A 16,788-nucleotide genomic window follows, 5' to 3' on the forward strand; every position below is an offset into this window, starting at 1 on the left:
GCGCTATAAGATATCAATGACTATTGTTTTCATATACTCCGAACGGTCGACTTCATCGACCAAATGATCGATTGTTTTGTGGATTTCTGTCTTAAAAACAAACTTGGTATTTCCTAGTTGAATGGTATCAGAATCTTTGAGGGGACTACTGCTGATACGTTGATCCCGTCCATTGATATATGTTCCATTTTTACTGCCCTGATCTACAATCATGCAACTATCGTTTTTCACCTCAATAAAAGCATGGCTACGGCTGATATAGATATCATCGTCAATGAGGATCTCATGCTGCTGATGGCTACTGATCCGGCCGATAAAGTTCTTTCCGCTGAACAAGGGGAACGATTTTGGAGGCCTGTTTTCCGTATGTCGAATAAGCCATGCTGCGGTTTTCGTTGTCTGTCCTGTACGAATGTCATCATTGGCCTGAATACTTGAACACTTTGGAGGTGCATAGCTCTTATTGGCAGACTGTTCTCCTTGTCGGGCTATATAACCTTGATTAATCAGGGTTTTGATTTCCTCCAATTTATTGATGTTGCGTGTATGTATATTTTTGAGGTAATCATTCGGTGCATTTGACAAAAGCTGTGCAAACAAATGCTCTTTCTCCTGGACCCGTTGTAGGATCATTTCATGAGTCGCATTGGAAGGCAGTTCCAAAAAATCCAGATATGCGGTGAGGTTGTTCATGATATATTAGCTATTATCCATTATTAGAATAGTTATTCTTGGGGTATAATCGACAGATCTCAGCATCAGAGGCATCGGAGCAGGCATTATCCCGCGCTATCGCTGCGTAGCTTTCATATTGATCTGCCTGTACCATATAATTTCGGCATCGCTCGTTTTCCATATTGGCCTGTGTATGCTTCGGCCGTGTATCCTGTTCGATTCGCTCAAGATCGGTGAGGGCAGTTCTCGCTTTTTCTACAGCAATGTTAGCCTGATGGGCGGCGTTGCTGGCTTGGTCGGCATGCATACTTGCTTTCGTTTCAGCCTCCTTGGCATTGCTCTCCTCGGTATCGGCCTCAGTAGCATATCGTTTTGCTTCAGCAAGGGACTGTCTCGCGGCGTCTTCGGCTTTTTGAGCTTCAGGCACGCAAGCCTTGGCCTTTTCGGCCGCATTTTGGGCTTCAGTAGCATCAGCTTGAGCATCTGAACTCGCTTTACCCGCTTCACTCGTCGCCTGAACAGCAGCTTGTCTTTTTGCTGCGGCTTCCTGTGCATTTTGCAGGGCATCCTGTTTGGCCTTTTCGGTTGCCTCAGTCTGCTGTATAGCCTCTTGTACAGCTTTTTCAATCAGCCGAGCATCCTGTAAGAGTTCCTGTTTTGCTTTTTCGGCAGCAGCGACATCCTGTAAGACCTCCTGTTTGATCTTCTCGGTAGCCTCTGCATCTTGTAGGATTTCCTGCTTCGCTTTTTCGGTAGCAAGGACATCTTGTAAAGCGTCTTGCTTGCTTGTCTCGGTTGCTTGTGCATCCTGTAGAGTATCCTGCTTAGCCTTTTCACTCGCTAGGGCGTCTTGTAATGCATCCTGCTTAGCCTTTTCACTCGCTAGGGCGTCTTGTAAGGCATCCTGTTTGGCCTTTTCGGTCGCCTGCGCATCCTGCTGGGCATCCTGCTTTGCTTTTTCGGTTGCCTGTGCATCTTCAAGGGCATCCTGTTTGGCTTTTTCGGTTGCCTGTGCATCTTCAAGGGCATCCTGTTTGGCTTTTACAGTAGCCTGCGCGTCTTCGAGAGCGTCCTGCTTTACTTTCTCTGTAGCCTGTGCATCTTCGAGAGCGTCCTGCTTTGCTTTCTCAGTAGCCTGTGCATCTTCAAGGGCATCCTGTTTGGCTTTTTCAGTAGCCTGCGCATCTTCAAGGGCATCTTGCTTGGCTTTTTCCGTTGCTTGTACATCCTGTAAAGCATCCTGTTTAGCCTTTTCGGTCGCCTGTGTATCCTGTAAAGCCTCCTGTTTAGCCTTTTCGGTTGCCAGTGCATCCTGTAAAGCATCCTGCTTGGCTTTCTCGGTTGCCTGTGCATCCTGTAAAGCATCCTGCTTGGCTTTCTCGCTTGCCTGTGCGTCTTGTAGCGAATCTTGCTTAGCCTTTTCGGTCACCTGTGCATCCTGTAAGGTATCCTGTTTCGCTTTTTCGGTAGCTTGCGCGTCTTGCAGCGCATCCTGCTTTGCTTTTTCAGTTAGCTGTGCATCCTGCAGTGCATCTTGTTTGGCTTTTTCAGTAGTTTCAGCATCTTGTAAGGCATCCTGCTTCGTTTTTTCAGTCGCTTCGGCTTCTTGTATAGCATCTTGCTTGGCTTTTTCAATCGTTTCAGCGTCCTGAAGTACGTCCTGTTTGGTCTGTTCAATCTGCTGTACGTCTTGGAGTGCGTCCTGCCGGAACTGTTCTGTTTGTTGTGCAGACTGTCGGGCAATTATCATCTCCTGCTTTGACTGAATATAGTAATCAACCAGATGATTTAGGGGATTATCCTCTATTGTGACCGCTAGCTCGCTTTCGATGATTTTTAATCGTTCGAGTATATCCTTGGCGGTATTTAATTGTTGTATCAGCGTAGGCATAATCTATCCGTTTTAATAACCACATGCTCTATTCATACAGGTTCTGGCGTCATGAGCAAAATCTTGAGCCTCCTTGGCCGCTGTTTCAGCTACTTTGGCATTATCGGCGGCTTCCTGGGTATAGTCCTTAATATCCTGGATCATATCGGAGACACTACTGTATTTTGTCTGCGCATCATTTTTTAACGTTTCGGCTTGATTGGCATCAGCAGTGGCTTCCTGCGCCTTATCCCGTGCTAAATTTGCTTCTTGCTCTGCTCTGGAGGCGCTTGTTGCTGCATTTTCGGCACTGGCTTTTGCGTCGGCAGCATGCTTTTGCGCATCAGTAGCTGCCTGTTCAGCTTCTTTGGCGCTTTGCTGCGCTTTATTGCTGGCGTCCTCAGCTTCTTTTAATTCGTTATTTGCTTTGTTCTTTGCTTCCTCGGCCGCGACAGCATCTTGCTTGGCGTCGACTTTGGCCTGTTCAGCTGCAGCTGCATCCTGTTGAGCATCCTGTTTTGCTTTCTCGGCGGCTTGAGCATCCTGTAGGGCATCTTGTTTCGCTTTTTCAGCCGCTTCGGCATCTTTGAGCGCCTCTTGCTTGGCTTTCTCTGTGGCTTCCACATCTTGCAAGATCTCCTGTTTTGCTTTTTCGGTCGCTTCAGCATCCTGTAGGGTATCTTGTTTCGCTTTTTCGGCAGCCTCTACATGAAGTAAGGCATCTTGCTTCGCCTTTTCGGTTGCTTGAGCATCTTCAATGGCATCCTGCTTAGCTTTCTCAGCTGCCTGAGCATCATCCATGGCATTCTGCTTAGCTTTCTCGGTCGCTTGTGCGTCTTCGAGAGCATCCTGCTTTGCCTTTTCGGTCGCTTGTGCGTCTTCGAGAGCGTCCTGCTTTGCTTTCTGGGTAGCTTGTGCGTCTTCAAGGGCGTCCTGCTTAGCTTTCTCGGTTGCCTGTGCGTCTTCGAGGGCGTCCTGCTTTGCTTTCTCGGTTGCCTGTGCGTCTTCAAGGGCGTCCTGCTTTGCTTTCTCGGTTGCCTGTGCGTCTTCAAGAGCATCCTGCTTTGCTTTCTCGGTTGCCTGTGCGTCTTCGAGAGCATCCTGCTTTGCCTTTTCGGTCGCCTGAGCATCTTCAAGAGCATCCTGCTTTGCCTTTTCGGTTGCCTGAGCATCTTCAAGAGCATCCTGCTTTGCTTTCTCGGTCGCTTGTGCGTCTTCGAGGGCATCCTGTTTAGCCTTTTCGGTCGCTTGAGCATCTTCGAGGGCGTCCTGCTTTGCCTTTTCGGTTGCCTGTGCATCTTCAAGAGCATCTTGCTTGGCTTTTTCGGTCGCTTCGGCGTCTTGTATAGCATCTTGCTTGGCTTTTTCAGTAGCTTCAGCGTCTTGTATAGCGTCCAGCTTAGCCTTTTCTGTTGCCTCGGCATCCAGTATGGCATCCTGTTTGGCCTTTTCAGTAGCTTCGGCATCCAATACGGCATCTTGCCTGGCTTTGTCCGTTGCCTGAGCATCTTCTAGCGCATCGGTTTTCGCTTTTTCGGTTGCCTCAGCGTCTTGTATAGCATCCTGCTTGGCCTTTTCAGTCGCTTCGGCATCCTGTAAGGCATCCTGTTTAGCTTTCTCTATAGCTTGTGCATCCTGCAAGCTGTCCTGTCGGCTCTGTTCGATGGTTTGGGCGTCATTTTTGGCATCCAAAGCAGCTTGTTTGGCAATATCGGCATTGCTCTTCGCCTCCGAGGCGTAGCCATTAAGCAGCATTTCGAATGTGGAAATGTTATTTTGTGCATCCAGGGTCTGTGGTAAAATAGCGAGGATGCGTTCTTTTATTTCTGTTGCTTCTGTCAGTATTAGCTGTAATTCAGCTAATACTTCTTCATCGGTTTGAGACATGGCTATCTGTATTGAGGTGAATAATTTTGTTTCAACTAAGGAGCCGCTACAGCCTGGGGGTCGTAATCCAATAATGTTCTTTCTGCGGCCTGGACGAGATCATAATTATCGTTTTTCAGGATTACATCCTTTAATAGTTTCTTGGCCGCTTCAAAATCTTTGGGTACACCTTCGCCGGTAGCATAAGCATAACCCAATGAGTACATCGCAACGGTGTTTTCCTGTTGGGCCGCACTTTTGTAATATTCAATCGCTGTGGGATAGTCTTTGTCTACCCCCAGTCCCATAAAATACATATGGCCCAACATGGTCTGCGACTGTGGGTCGCTTTCATTGAGCCTAAAGAGAGTTTTCGCCTTTTGGTAATCCTGTTTCACATATTTTCCGACATAATAAAGCTCACCCATCAGGTAGGAAAATTCCTTTAGCCCCATTTCCTGGGTCTTGAGTAGGTAGGGAACCAAGGTCGTTGTATCCGCTTTTTCAATGAGTGCAAGGGCATAATAACGCACAGCTTTACCCGATACATAGGGCAATTGAAGATTGACTGAATCTTTCAGCTCATGAAGCATGCTATCAGGTTTATGTTCACTATATAGTCGCTGGATATTTGCATAAAATTTAGCCTCGGGGCTATTCTTTGGATCGGAGCTCGTATTAAATTTAGAAACGAAGGCAATCGTGGCGATCACAAGACAAATAATAACGCCGATAATAATGGGTTTACGATTTATTTTGTTGCTCTTAGCAGTAGATGCTGAGACAGACTGTTTTGGATCAGCAGTTTTAGCTGCTGTCGGTTTTTCCGGTATCGGTTTTCCTTCCAGTACCTGTGTTTCTGCGATGGAAGGCAATTTTTCCAATACGCGGGTTTCTTCTACCGTTGGTGCTATGGTCTTATTGTTGTCCTTTTGGTCTGTAGTAGCCTCCGTCGGATGTCTTTTTAATGGTAGGTCAAGAACTTGAGTCTCGGGACCTTGATCGTTTGCTACTTCGAAATATTTGATCAGTTCATTGGCGGTTTTGATCCGTTGCCGGGCATCCGCAACTAGGCATTTCTTAATAACAGATTGATAAGGTTCAGGGATATCATCAACTTCCTTGGGCAGATCTGCCGATAGGATGGAGGTCATAATCTGCTCGGCGGTGGTATCTCCACTGCGATGTCCAAAAGGAGGTTTGTTGGTAACTAGTTCATGCACCATAATACCAAAGCTCCAAAGATCGACATTCGATGAGATCTTGCCCTCAATACCATATTTATTCGGACTGAACTGCTCTGGAGCCATATACTCTATGGTTCCAATGGTCAGGGAAGCACTATTGGTCTGTGAATCAATCAGCCTGCTAATACCGAAATCAGAGATCTTTGCCGTCAATATGCCATTTTCCTCTTTTAATAGGATGTTTTGGGGTTTAAGGTCACGGTGAATAATACCTTTGTTGTGTAAAAAATATAAGCCATTGAGGACCTGTTGCAGCAGTTGATAAAGAATAGGAGAGTCGGGGTTTTTCTGGGCAAAGGTCTTTAGATCACCCGCATTTGCATATTCCATAATCCCTACTTGTAATACCTCTTTTTCGCCAAATGCGTTGGTATTTTCGAGGATGGCGACATCATAGTAACGGAGCAGATTAGGGTGATCATACTTGATAACCTTTTTAATTTCCTCCAATACGGTGTAATGTCCACTGTCGGCTGTGTTGAATACTTTGACAGCGACAACACGATCCAATAAGGTATCTGTGGCCCGGTATACTCGGGCGAAACCGCCTTTACCGAGTAGGTCAGTCTGCGGATTGTATTTATAGCGATCTTGAAATTGCATGGCCTTATGTGATTAGTGATTTATTGATCAATCTGCAGGAGATACATGGAATAATTATCATTTGTCTTTCCTTCACAATACTGGTAGAATAAGCCGGATTTATCGCTTTGATGGTTATTAAGAATAGTAATAATCGTGTCGTCACTGAGCTGCTCAAAAATACCGTCTGTAGCGAGCAGGATATAGTCTCCTTTTTCAAGGTCGGTAAGATGATGTAAACTGATATCTTCTGTGTCGACTCGGATAGAGATACTCCGCAGAATAACATTTCTGTTTGGATGTGTATGCATCTCTTCTGGACTGATCTCGCCGGTATCGACCAGATGCTGCACGAGGCTATGGTCTTTACTTTTCCAGTGGATTTGATCCTTGCGGATATGGTAGATCTTGCTATCACCGCACCAGGCCAGTTGGACAGTATTACCGTCGAAAATAGCTAAGGTAAGTGTTGTACTCATTTTTTCGGCATCGGGATGCAAATTGACAAAGTTTTGTAGATTGGTCCTTGCGCGTAGAACAGCATGATGAATTGCTTGAACTGTGGACGGAAAATGAGATTGTTTCAACTCATTTCCCAAGGTTTCGGCTACAATCTGGCTCGCGACCTCTCCCTTACTATTGCCACCAACACCATCGCAAACAATAAAAATACGGTCAGTCAATAAAGCTGTACCTGGCCGAGGGAAGATATAGTCCTCGACCTTCTGTCTTTTGCCCTTTTCCATGAGCGCATATATGGCTGAAATTGCGTTCATCTTGGTTATTTTTAAATCATAGGTAGCTGCTCAAATCTAAATGCTTAGATTTTCAAAGGCAATTTAGGTGCAATATTTTTCGGTTGTCTGAATTGCCAATTTCCTGTACAACGTGTGAAATAAGTTTTTGTTTTTTTGTTCTGTATTTTTATTTAAATATTAGTTCCAATAGTGTAATTATATCTTAGATGTTGTTGATTTTTTACTATTAAGGCGCCTGAAGGAATGTTTTTCCCGTTGGACGCGTAGCTAAAATTAGCTTGTTCCAAAACAAAAAAAAATAGCTAGTACTAGCTATTTTTCTGTTTTATTATATAATCATTTTTGTCTGATACCTGGAATCAGATTACCTATCTATTTTTATTTTTTAGCATCGAGATAAGGTTTATGATACTGTTCATCGAATCGTTTTTTGTCATCACGATAACTGCTGACTGCTCCTAATTTGTGCATCATTTTGATATAACACCAAGCTAGGTCAATCTGGTAGGGTTTGAAACCACTTCGCGCACTTTTCGGATAGAGGTGATGGTTGTTGTGCCATTCTCCGGCGACAATACCCGGCCATAATTGATTGATGGATTTATCCTTTTCATTAAAATCAATCCCTTCCCGTTGTTTATCTTCTCCTTTGGCATGTCCTTCATAGTTAAATGTACGTACACCGATGGCCCAAAAACCAGCCGCGCCAAATAGACAACAGGCCAAGGCATGTCCACCAATTAGAAAGAATACAACGTACCAAAATGACCAATTTAATACCCAAGATAGGATTGCATGGGTGGGATTGACATAGGAACCCCATTTTTGATATTGTGCATAAGTATTGGCAGTAACTCCTGTATGCTTCATAAGTAACTTGACGCGGTTATAAGAGTTTTCATTCAGATCTTTAGCGATCGGCTGATGATTGACATCGGCTAAAAAGCAATATAGAAATCCTGCCTGTGCGTTGTATGGATCCCCTGGCTGATCTGATTTTGCATGGTGTACATGATGTGAGATCACATAGATCTCCTCAGGGATCACATTGATTGTGAGGTTCTGTGTGAAAAAGCGCCAGAAGGGATTGCTGAACTTAAATGCTCCATGTGTGGAAAAACGATGGTGCCAGATCGTACCATGCGTCCCCATAATGATCATACTGTAGATAAAAGCAGCCAGTACTGTCCACCAGCTAAGGTGAGCAAAGAGAAAGACAAAGAAAAAAGGGATAAGACAAGCTACTTTCAGCCAACTAAAAAAAGGTAGCCAGTTGCGTTGGTCCTTAAAAACATTTAATCTTTTGAAAAACTCGCTGAATATTTGTTTTGGGCTGGGTTTAATAAGGTCTCCATTGTCGTCTTTCCATCCGTAGCTGGGGGTTTGGAGCACATGATCTAAAAAGGGCATTCTGTTTGGTTGATCTAATTGTTGATAAAGCGCTAAGCTACGGTATATATCGGTTAAAAAGTGTTAATTTCAAAAGTTTAACATATGACCGCACTTCTTTTAATGCTATAAATAGGTTTCTTGAGCCAATTAATAAGGAAAAAATAACTGTCTCATTTTTTAATTGAGCATTCCGAATTAATATTCGCTGGGCTTATTTACGTAGAACTCGATATCTTTATGGCGCGTATAGGTACTTTGTGAATGCTTTGGAGAGACAATAAAAAATGAAGATAAAAAAAATAATAATAGGAGCAGTCATTCTAGGCTGTATCATTATATTACCCGATGCGGGAAAGTATTATAAGCAGTTAGCCGTAAAATTTCAAAGAGTTCCGGAAGTGTACAGAACATGTAGCACATTGGATAGACTGAAAGATGATGACTATGATGTATTGGAGATCCGAGCGCAATATTTTGCACCTATTCTCCGTGTAAATGATAGCACCTTGTTGATTGCTGGCAGTAGATTTATGGATCAAGATAGTAGAATAGCCATCGAATAATTTTGGTATAAGCTCGATCAAAATGGGGATATTGTAGACAAATTAACATATATATATCCGAATACAACCAAGCATAATTATACAACAATGGATCAATATATCATTGAAACAGGAAGTGGTACCTATAGCAATTGGATATCCAATGGTGATACAACCAGGTATTTGATTAAGAATTTAGATCAGGCCCGAACGTTTTCAAAAAAGGAAATTGAAAAATTGCTCTCAACTAAAGAATATGTTGCAAAAACAACAGAAGCATTACCTTCTGATCCCGAAAAGAGAATAGACAAATTGTTTCTTTATGACCATGGTCAGTGGAACTACCTGCTTACGGATAGCTACGATGACCCCCAACCTAGAGACAGCAAGCTGGAAATAACATATGCAGGAGAGCTTACAGAAGATGAAGGTGTGGATTTTATCCGACGGGAGTACATCCATAAAGACCAATGGATTCAATATTCATTTTGGGATCTCAGCAAATACCTACGATGGGGTACAGGTAATCAATCCCATATCGACCATTGGGAAGGAACAAGTTATTTCAAAATTGTGATGCCCCAAAAAACACTTTATTTCAAACAACCTAATAAGATCTATGAGCAGTTTGAAACGAGAGAATTAAATAATTATAAAGTGTATCGGTCAAATGATAAAAAATACTTGTTATTAAAAGGGATAGATCTGGGGATATGTTATGTAATTAGACCGAAAAAATAATAGGGTACTGGTAACAGTATTCGTAAGCCTTAAGCTACATTATTTTTAGTATTATTAATAATATCTATAGAATTAGTAGTCTTTTAAAAATTATTGCTATATTTGGCCATCGCAGGTATTTAAATAGATGGATATGGCATTAAAATTTCTCACACAACAATCTCCCCAACAACCTAGAAACGGAATTTCTTCGCAAATGAACCATGCTGGTTTCATGCGTGAGTTATGCAAGTTGAAGGTTTTTGGAAGGATTTTGTATGTAGGTGCCCATCCAGATGACGAGAACAATAAGCTATTGACATTTTTTGCCCAGGACCAGCTTGTAGATGCTGCTTATTTGTCGCTTACACGCGGCGAGGGGGGGCAGAATTTTATAGGCTCCGAAAAAGGAACTGACCTTGGTATACTTCGGGTACAGGAATCCTTATCTGCCCGGAAGACCGAAGGAACAACACAATTTTTTACACGGGCCAAAGACTTTGGATTTGTAGAGTCTGCAACTGAAACAATGCTCCGGTGGGATGAGCAAGCTGTGCTTGCGGATATGGTATGGACTATCAGGTACTTTCGGCCAGCTACTATTATCACTAGATTTTCACCGAATATTCCTGATCTTCATGGACATCACCAGAGTTCGGCGATCCTGGCACAAACGGCCTATGACCTCGCTGCGGATCCACAGGCCTATCCTGAACAATTGGAAGAATTGTCTGTATGGCAGACACAGCGTTTACTTTGGAATGTTTATCAGGAGAGTGGCGTCAAAGATATTGGAGGAAAAGTTACGCCTTTACCACAGCATTTTTCAGTCGCTATTCCTGTGTATAATCGCTATACAGGTGCGCATCATGGTGAGATTGCTGCTGAAAGCCGTAATAAACACCGTTCCCAAGCGATGGCTAGTTTAACCCAACATACACCTACACTTGAATATTTTGAATTATTAAAAGGAAAGCCTGTTGATACAACAGCTGCAGATGCTTTATTTACTTCAATTGAAACGAAAGATCGGTACTTTCCTGTTTTTAAGAAACTTGTTGATGGTTTGCTTGCGAAACAGGCCCGGGGAGATAGCCGTGAACTTTCAGTGGCGATCGCAACAATTTTGATCTGGATGAGGACAGTACCCAAAAATTGCCTAATCCATGAGAAACGCACTGATCTGGAGCTGCTTTTGCTTCGCACACTTGGGGTATCCTTTGAAATAAATTCATTGGTCGACAACTGGGTGCCTGGTACGGATGTTAGCTTATTTTTGCAGGCGAATATACCCCAAGATTCTGATCTGGTGTTGACCTATGTGACAGTTCCCTTTTTTGAAACGTTGTATCATCAGCCCCATCAATTATCACATACAGAACGAATAGAAATTACAGGTCGGCTCAGCCAGGCTGTTGAGCCTTCATTTCCGTCCTGGTTAAAGGGAGAAGGAGATACAGGTAATTATTCTCCTCAATCTTTCGGCGATATTGTATTCGCTGAACATAACAATCCGATCGTAGCACAATTACAGTTGCAGTTTGGAGGTTTATCTATGGCGATTAGTATACCTGTTTTGAATAACCAAAAACCAATCAGTATTTCCCCTGCTATTACTGGCACTTTTAATACAGATATTATCGTTCTGGCGGATTCTACCAGTCGTTCTGTCTCACTCGAACTACAATCCAATGTCTCTACAGCGGAGTCAGTCACTGTGAGGTTAAAGGGAGGGGATGGGCTGACACTATCTCCTCAAGAGCATACATTGACCTTAAAGGGTAATGCTTCCGAAAAAATTCACTTTCAATTGACTTCTTTGGGATCAGCTGAACAGATACAACGAATTGGTTTTGAGATAGAAAGTATTTATGGTGTCCACCAACGTAGTTTAAAATCGCTCAGCTATCCCCATATTGAGGATATCGTATATTATCCCAAAGCTGTTTTACAGGTTCTAGATAGTCCGGTTGCGAACACCGCTAAGAAGATCGCTTATATCGCTGGAAAAAAGGATGAACTTTTAGGAAGCCTGAAGCAATTGGTAAATGAGATAGAACTTCTATCGGTTGCAGCTTTGAAAGATGCAGATCTGTCGACTTTTGATGCCATAGTCTTAGGCATCCGAATTTATAATACGGATCCACAATTGGTGAATTTCCATACGCAGTTGCGTGAATACGTTGAAGCCGGTGGTGTTTTGATAACCCAATATAATACCCCTTATGATCTACCGTTAGAAGAGGTGGGGGCTTATCCTTTAGCTGTTACTGGCGAGCGGATTACCGATATGGAATCGACCATTAGCTTCTTGGATCCCACGCATCGAATCTTGAATTATCCAAATAAAATAGAACAGCAAGATTTTGTCAATTGGGTACAGGACCGCGCGCTGTTTCTACCCAAAGACTGGAATAGTGAATTTAAACCAGTCTTGCGTACCCAAAATTCCGATAGCGGAAATGAAGATGGGTTGTTGCTTGTCAATAGAAGGGGGAAAGGGTACTATATCTACAGCAGCCTGTCTTTATTTAGACAACTTCCTGCTGCTGTATCCGGAGCTTATCGTCTTTTTGCGAATATGCTTTCGATCGGTGGATCGCAGTCTTATTCGTGAAACACCGATTTTATTTTTCCTCAGATAGCGTATAGTTCAATTTCGAATTGATTATTTTTTGATCCTTATCCAGCATGATCAGCTTACCAGGTTGCGCTGTCAGACGCACAAAATAACGCTTTTCAGTATCACTATCTGGGTTTAGGATGTATAAGGTTGCATCATTGTCTTTTTCATAGCCGCGCTCGATCAACATTGGACCTTTAGACCGTATGGCTTGATCTGATTTTCCCAAATAGGTTTCCTCAAGGCTATAGGTTTCATTCACCAAAGTCAACGTCATTTTGATCCCCTCACAATCTGCACAGGGAACCGTCCCAACATAACGAGTTTGTATTGCAGGTTTAGCGGTTGCCTGTGTGGTCCCGTTAGAAGCAGATAATGTATCTGTCATTGCCGCTGTATCAATAGCTGTGCTAGCAGATGTTTTGCCACTGTTTTGGCAAGAAGAAATCGTAATGGTTGTCATTCCGATGAAAAAAAAATGAAAGATTTTGTTCATATATGTATGTTTATAAAGTGGAATACACAACTACTATACCAGTAAATTTGATGCATAAAAAGGAGCATATCTATGTAGTATCTCCGAAAAAGCAGCAGACTTTTTTGACAATTACAAAGATAAGCTCCTTTTTTAACCAGAGGTAGTTATTGTACGGAGATACTACCTAAATCTTTAACGCTGCCTTTTATGACTTGAACGTCTTCGATGGTTTTGTCCAAGTAGCCCGTAACTGAAGGTTGAATAACTATTTTATATGTACCTTCTGACATACCCGGGAAATAGAATTTTCCTACGGAATTCGCCAAAGTCCCAACAGTATCTACTCCATTAATAGCGAACACATGAGCCAATGAGGCAGCCGGATTAATCGTACCCGTAATCGCTCCTGATGTTGCGACCGGAATCGCCCGAATAACTGGTTTAAGCAAATATTGGTTATTGCCAGTCTTTACGATTGATTTTGACGCATCAAAATCAAGTAATAAGGTGTATGCAACATTCGGAATCAATTCATCCCGCACCTTTATCTTAACACCCGAAGATTGTCCACTAGGTGTTTTAAGAGGATGACGAACTCCATCAACCCAAATATCATTCCCCTCATCTTCTAGTTTAAGTCTAATTTCCTGAATCATGCCCGAGGGAACGTCATCGCCCGCAATCACAGTATCTCTGCCCATAGTATAAGCAAGAATATTAAATGGGTCTCCGTCAACGTCCAGGCTTTCAATACCTGTACTTGTGCGAATTTCTATTTCGTCGATGTTTAGATGAATTGCGTCATAATAACCAGGAGCATCGGTCATTTTAATGGTTACAGGGGTTGTTTGTGTAGATTGTTTGTCGTCTTTACTACAGCTGCCTAGTAGCACTACGGCTGCCAAAGCAACAAAAATTGAATTTATTTTCATAGTTAGTAACTTTATAGGGATTGCATTTGCAAATGCTATGCCAGATCAAATGTTACATTTGTTTTCGTGAATTATTGTGTCGTAAAAATATATCCACGTGGTTTAATCCGTGTTTTTGTGCCTTTCGTGTTATCTTGGTAATCATGCAAATTTTCCGATGGGAGGAGGACTAGACTAATGTCTGATTGATGATTTGTATTAATCCTTGCGAATATTAAATGGATGTTATCGGATTTTAAATAGACCTAATTTTATATGGTCGAAATAATGTAGTTTTAGATAGACTGAAAAATCAGTTATACATTGGACAAAATGGACTAACCATATACATATAAAATGGCATATTTTGAAATAAGGACAATGGTTGAAAGAGCAGAAGTAGAATCTACGCCAAGGATTTCACCTGAGGTAGCACAATATGTCTGGGATTATATCTATCGTAATCTACTGGTGGGTAAAAAGATATTGATCGATGATCAGTTTAAATATAGGATTACTTTGGATCTAAAGAAATTTGATCCTGAAAAGCATAAATTCTTTACAGACTGTCCTTTCAATACCACTGAGAATAAATTTCGTCCTGAACCAAGATTTAACAAACAGCGAAGTTTAAAGTTTGCACTACTCTCTGTGATCTCAACAAAAATTGAGCCCCTCATGTCTCCACGGATTTATGCGGATATCATCTATGATGCCTTTGGTTCATTTTTAATTTTGATCTCGAAGAAAGTGAAAAAAGAGGATTTTGATGAGTTAAAAAAGAGAATGGATTATGATAAGATTGAAAGTTTTCTTTTTCCAGCCATTATTGAGGATATGAAACTATTTATTTTTTAATGGCTACAACCTTGGATCCAGTATGATTAAACCTGAACTAGTAATGTTGTTTTTAACGAAAAATCATGGAGTTTAATAGTCTATAGTACGAAGACCAACTGGGATGAACTTGTGTCATGAAAATTCCCTTTCGTTTAATGCTTTGGCGTATCAGGACGAGATTGAAATTGAATGGAACGACCAGTTAAATTATGTGAGTCTTCTTTTGGGAGAAGGACTGAACTGATGCCTAAGTGATGATTTGTCTCAATCCTTGCGAATATTAAATGGATGTTATCGGATTTTAAATGGACAGGAATACCCGTCTATTACTGTCTATATTTGATCGTAAATAATTTTTTAAACCTGGTGAAACCCTAAATAAAAACACAATGAAAATGGAAGAGCATAATTATAAATATTTTACACAGGACAGCAGTAGATATACCTCTAAAAGGATTGGATACTTTGCGCTTTGCCTAGCTTTATTCTGGCTATTTATGGCCATCGGTATTTTAATCGTTGGAATTAAAGATGGAAATATTTTTGGTGAAAAGAATTGGTATTGGATCTTTGGGCTTATTGTCTTTTGTGTGCAGATTAGGATCTTTGCCCAGCAGATGACTATTGATTGTGGGGCGGGTACCATGAGCAAATCCTATTTTGGACTATTCAAAAAGGAGATTCGCATCGAAGAGATCCAAAAATTCGAAACCCTCAGACATCTTGCTATTGCCCTACACAATGGTACCGACATCATTGTGGTAACAAAGGATAATAAAAGCATAAAAATGCTGGAGCGTATCGGTAGAACCAAAAATGTGGAACCTATATTGAAGGAAATTCAACAGCTGATCCAATTAAGTCAGCTTAGTGCACAAAGGGTATAAGTGGGAATTTGTTATACGCGGTTTTCGAATTAAATAAATAAAAAAATATACTTATTAGTTGTATGGAGATTTTTAGAAAGATAGTCGCGGTCTTGGGACTAATTCTTTTACTCAGTGGAATGGCTTACTATTTCTTGTTTAGAAGTGATGGGGAGAAGTATCTGGATCAGGGGAAAGAATATTTTAAGGAAAGTAAATACAAGGAAGCCTTGTTTTATTTTGAAAAAGCTGAAGAGTTTGATATGGGAGAAGCATTAAAATATTCGGGAACCATTTACCTGGAATCTGGTGACCCTCAAAAAGCGATTGTCAAATTTGATAAATATCTTCAGATAGGAAAGCCCAGTGACAATGATCGTAAAATGTTGTTAAACGATCTGGGCGTGGCTTATTTTAAACTAAATGAAATTGAAAAAGCAAAGGTTTATTGGAAACAGGCCGCCGATCTGGGAAATATTACAAGCGCCAATAACCTGAAGGAGCTAGAAACGAAACTAGTTAAATAGCGATACGTATCATTCGGCGTCAGTTAACAAAAATCCCATTTTTATGGTTCTCAACATATAAAAATGGGATTTTATGATTGTGCTGCTGGCATCATCTATGATCTAGCGTGCGGTTGTATATTTCAAAACGGAAATACAGTTTTAACTGATAACGTTTTATTGCTCCAACAAGGCTAGTAATTCTTTAGCGGTCTCTTCCGATGAGCCAGGATTTTGGCCAGTAATCAGTTTACCATCTTTGACCACATGACTGCTCCAATCTTGACCTTTACTGTAGTGTCCGCCAAGTTTGACGAGCTCATCTTCAACCAAGAAAGGGACGACATCTGTCAATTGTACAGCTTCTTCTTCAGAATTGGAAAAGCCTGTTACTTTTTTGCCCTGTACCAATGGAATACCATCTACATTCTTAACAAACCTGAAAACACCAGGAGCGTGGCATACAGCGGCTACAGGCTTATTGTGTTTCCAAAATGATTCAATTAAAGCAATGGAAGTCTTGTCATTTGCAAGATCCCAGAGTGGTCCATGACCGCCCGGATAGAAGATCGCGTCATAGTCCTGCTCATTAACTTCTGCTAGGACAATGCTGTTTGCCAGTTTGTTCTGAAGTTCAAGATCTGCATCAAAACGTTTTGTTGCTGCTGTCTGGAAATCGGGAAGCGCGCTTTTGGGATCTATAGGTGGTTGCCCGCCTTTAGGTGAAGCAATTGTTATAGCAACTCCTGCGTCGGCCATAACATAGTAGGGAGCTGCAAACTCTTCAACCCAAAACCCTGTTTTAGCTCCTGTATCTCCCAGTTGGTCATGTGAAGTCAAAACGACCAATACCTTTAAGTTCTCTTTTTTCATCTTCAAAAAAATTAATTGTTAAATGATAACACAAAGTAG

15 protein-coding genes are annotated in these 16,788 nt (G+C 41.7%); 6 read left to right on the plus strand and 9 right to left on the minus strand.

Annotation, left to right across the window (positions count from 1 at the left end):
* Positions 1 to 3 precede the first annotated feature (3 nt).
* The 6 genes from M2408_RS12980 to M2408_RS13005 form a co-directional block, all read right to left on the minus strand.
* Positions 4 to 693 (minus strand): FHA domain-containing protein, encoded by a 690-nt coding sequence (locus M2408_RS12980; RefSeq protein ID WP_259182423.1) that lies wholly within the window; start codon positions 691 to 693, stop codon positions 4 to 6.
* A gap of 13 nt (positions 694 to 706) precedes the next feature.
* The gene (locus tag M2408_RS12985; protein ID WP_259182425.1) at positions 707 to 2,566 is read right to left on the minus strand and encodes a hypothetical protein; all 1,860 of its coding nucleotides are present in this window, start codon (positions 2,564 to 2,566) and stop codon (positions 707 to 709) included.
* 12 nt (positions 2,567 to 2,578) lie between these two features.
* Positions 2,579 to 4,432, minus strand: coding sequence for a hypothetical protein (locus M2408_RS12990; protein ID WP_259182426.1), 1,854 nt, complete (start codon positions 4,430 to 4,432; stop codon positions 2,579 to 2,581).
* A gap of 35 nt (positions 4,433 to 4,467) precedes the next feature.
* Complete coding sequence (locus tag M2408_RS12995; RefSeq protein ID WP_259182427.1) at positions 4,468 to 6,261, minus strand: serine/threonine-protein kinase; 1,794 nt, start codon at positions 6,259 to 6,261, stop codon at positions 4,468 to 4,470.
* 20 nt (positions 6,262 to 6,281) lie between these two features.
* Entirely contained in the window at positions 6,282 to 7,016 is a 735-nt protein-coding gene (locus M2408_RS13000; protein WP_259182428.1) for a PP2C family serine/threonine-protein phosphatase, read from the minus strand.
* Positions 7,017 to 7,376: 360 nt separating this feature from the next.
* Positions 7,377 to 8,408 carry a fatty acid desaturase gene (locus tag M2408_RS13005; protein WP_259182430.1) on the minus strand — a complete coding sequence of 344 codons (1,032 nt, stop codon included), beginning with the start codon at positions 8,406 to 8,408 and terminating at the stop codon, positions 7,377 to 7,379.
* 266 nt (positions 8,409 to 8,674) lie between these two features.
* Between M2408_RS13005 and M2408_RS13010 the strand changes: the two genes are divergently transcribed.
* The 3 genes from M2408_RS13010 (at position 8,675) to M2408_RS13020 (ending at position 12,269) form a co-directional block, all read left to right on the plus strand.
* Positions 8,675 to 8,953, plus strand: a complete 279-nt coding sequence (locus M2408_RS13010; RefSeq protein ID WP_259182433.1) for a hypothetical protein — start codon at positions 8,675 to 8,677, stop codon at positions 8,951 to 8,953.
* A gap of 87 nt (positions 8,954 to 9,040) precedes the next feature.
* Positions 9,041 to 9,673 carry a hypothetical protein gene (locus M2408_RS13015; RefSeq protein WP_259182436.1) on the plus strand — a complete coding sequence of 211 codons (633 nt, stop codon included), beginning with the start codon at positions 9,041 to 9,043 and terminating at the stop codon, positions 9,671 to 9,673.
* A 133-nt stretch (positions 9,674 to 9,806) separates the two neighbouring features.
* Positions 9,807 to 12,269, plus strand: coding sequence for a PIG-L deacetylase family protein (locus M2408_RS13020; protein ID WP_259182438.1), 2,463 nt, complete (start codon positions 9,807 to 9,809; stop codon positions 12,267 to 12,269).
* Between the two features lie 10 nt (positions 12,270 to 12,279).
* On the opposite strand, the gene M2408_RS13025 is transcribed toward M2408_RS13020, so the two are convergent.
* Together M2408_RS13025 and M2408_RS13030 are read right to left on the minus strand one after the other, a co-directional pair.
* The gene (locus tag M2408_RS13025) at positions 12,280 to 12,771 is read right to left on the minus strand and encodes a copper resistance protein NlpE (protein WP_259182439.1); all 492 of its coding nucleotides are present in this window, start codon (positions 12,769 to 12,771) and stop codon (positions 12,280 to 12,282) included.
* Positions 12,772 to 12,917: 146 nt separating this feature from the next.
* Positions 12,918 to 13,685, minus strand: coding sequence for a DUF4382 domain-containing protein (locus tag M2408_RS13030; protein ID WP_259182442.1), 768 nt, complete (start codon positions 13,683 to 13,685; stop codon positions 12,918 to 12,920).
* 360 nt (positions 13,686 to 14,045) lie between these two features.
* On the opposite strand from M2408_RS13030, the gene M2408_RS13035 reads away from it, so the two are divergent.
* The 3 genes from M2408_RS13035 (at position 14,046) to M2408_RS13045 (ending at position 15,897) form a co-directional block, all read left to right on the plus strand.
* Positions 14,046 to 14,522 carry a hypothetical protein gene (locus M2408_RS13035; RefSeq protein ID WP_259182444.1) on the plus strand — a complete coding sequence of 159 codons (477 nt, stop codon included), beginning with the start codon at positions 14,046 to 14,048 and terminating at the stop codon, positions 14,520 to 14,522.
* A gap of 377 nt (positions 14,523 to 14,899) precedes the next feature.
* The gene (locus M2408_RS13040) at positions 14,900 to 15,391 is read left to right on the plus strand and encodes a hypothetical protein (RefSeq protein WP_259182446.1); all 492 of its coding nucleotides are present in this window, start codon (positions 14,900 to 14,902) and stop codon (positions 15,389 to 15,391) included.
* A gap of 62 nt (positions 15,392 to 15,453) precedes the next feature.
* A complete protein-coding gene (locus M2408_RS13045; protein WP_259182448.1) occupies positions 15,454 to 15,897 on the plus strand; it encodes a hypothetical protein in 444 nt (147 codons plus the stop codon).
* Between the two features lie 156 nt (positions 15,898 to 16,053).
* Here M2408_RS13045 and M2408_RS13050 read toward each other — a convergent pair whose 3' ends face one another.
* Positions 16,054 to 16,749, minus strand: a complete 696-nt coding sequence (locus M2408_RS13050) for a type 1 glutamine amidotransferase domain-containing protein (protein ID WP_259182450.1) — start codon at positions 16,747 to 16,749, stop codon at positions 16,054 to 16,056.
* Positions 16,750 to 16,788 lie beyond the last annotated feature (39 nt).

The organism is Sphingobacterium sp. BIGb0165, from assembly GCF_024810095.1.
Taxonomy (GTDB): domain Bacteria; phylum Bacteroidota; class Bacteroidia; order Sphingobacteriales; family Sphingobacteriaceae; genus Sphingobacterium; species Sphingobacterium detergens.

What these genes read in the sequence shown, in the direction of transcription:
- M2408_RS13030 (WP_259182442.1), bottom strand. Translation starts at nt 13,685, where the DNA reads ATGAAAATAAATTCAATTTTTGTTGCTTTGGCAGCCGTAGTGCTACTA.
- M2408_RS13045 (WP_259182448.1), top strand. Translation starts at nt 15,454, where the DNA reads ATGGAGATTTTTAGAAAGATAGTCGCGGTCTTGGGACTAATTCTTTTA.
- M2408_RS12990 (WP_259182426.1), bottom strand. Translation starts at nt 4,432, where the DNA reads ATGTCTCAAACCGATGAAGAAGTATTAGCTGAATTACAGCTAATACTG.
- M2408_RS12980 (WP_259182423.1), bottom strand. Translation starts at nt 693, where the DNA reads ATGAACAACCTCACCGCATATCTGGATTTTTTGGAACTGCCTTCCAAT.
- M2408_RS13025 (WP_259182439.1), bottom strand. Translation starts at nt 12,771, where the DNA reads ATGAACAAAATCTTTCATTTTTTTTTCATCGGAATGACAACCATTACG.
- M2408_RS13040 (WP_259182446.1), top strand. Translation starts at nt 14,900, where the DNA reads ATGGAAGAGCATAATTATAAATATTTTACACAGGACAGCAGTAGATAT.
- M2408_RS13000 (WP_259182428.1), bottom strand. Translation starts at nt 7,016, where the DNA reads ATGAACGCAATTTCAGCCATATATGCGCTCATGGAAAAGGGCAAAAGA.
- M2408_RS13020 (WP_259182438.1), top strand. Translation starts at nt 9,807, where the DNA reads ATGGCATTAAAATTTCTCACACAACAATCTCCCCAACAACCTAGAAAC.
- M2408_RS12985 (WP_259182425.1), bottom strand. Translation starts at nt 2,566, where the DNA reads ATGCCTACGCTGATACAACAATTAAATACCGCCAAGGATATACTCGAA.
- M2408_RS13035 (WP_259182444.1), top strand. Translation starts at nt 14,046, where the DNA reads ATGGTTGAAAGAGCAGAAGTAGAATCTACGCCAAGGATTTCACCTGAG.
- M2408_RS13050 (WP_259182450.1), bottom strand. Translation starts at nt 16,749, where the DNA reads ATGAAAAAAGAGAACTTAAAGGTATTGGTCGTTTTGACTTCACATGAC.
- M2408_RS13015 (WP_259182436.1), top strand. Translation starts at nt 9,041, where the DNA reads ATGGATCAATATATCATTGAAACAGGAAGTGGTACCTATAGCAATTGG.
- M2408_RS13010 (WP_259182433.1), top strand. Translation starts at nt 8,675, where the DNA reads ATGAAGATAAAAAAAATAATAATAGGAGCAGTCATTCTAGGCTGTATC.
- M2408_RS12995 (WP_259182427.1), bottom strand. Translation starts at nt 6,261, where the DNA reads ATGCAATTTCAAGATCGCTATAAATACAATCCGCAGACTGACCTACTC.
- M2408_RS13005 (WP_259182430.1), bottom strand. Translation starts at nt 8,408, where the DNA reads ATGCCCTTTTTAGATCATGTGCTCCAAACCCCCAGCTACGGATGGAAA.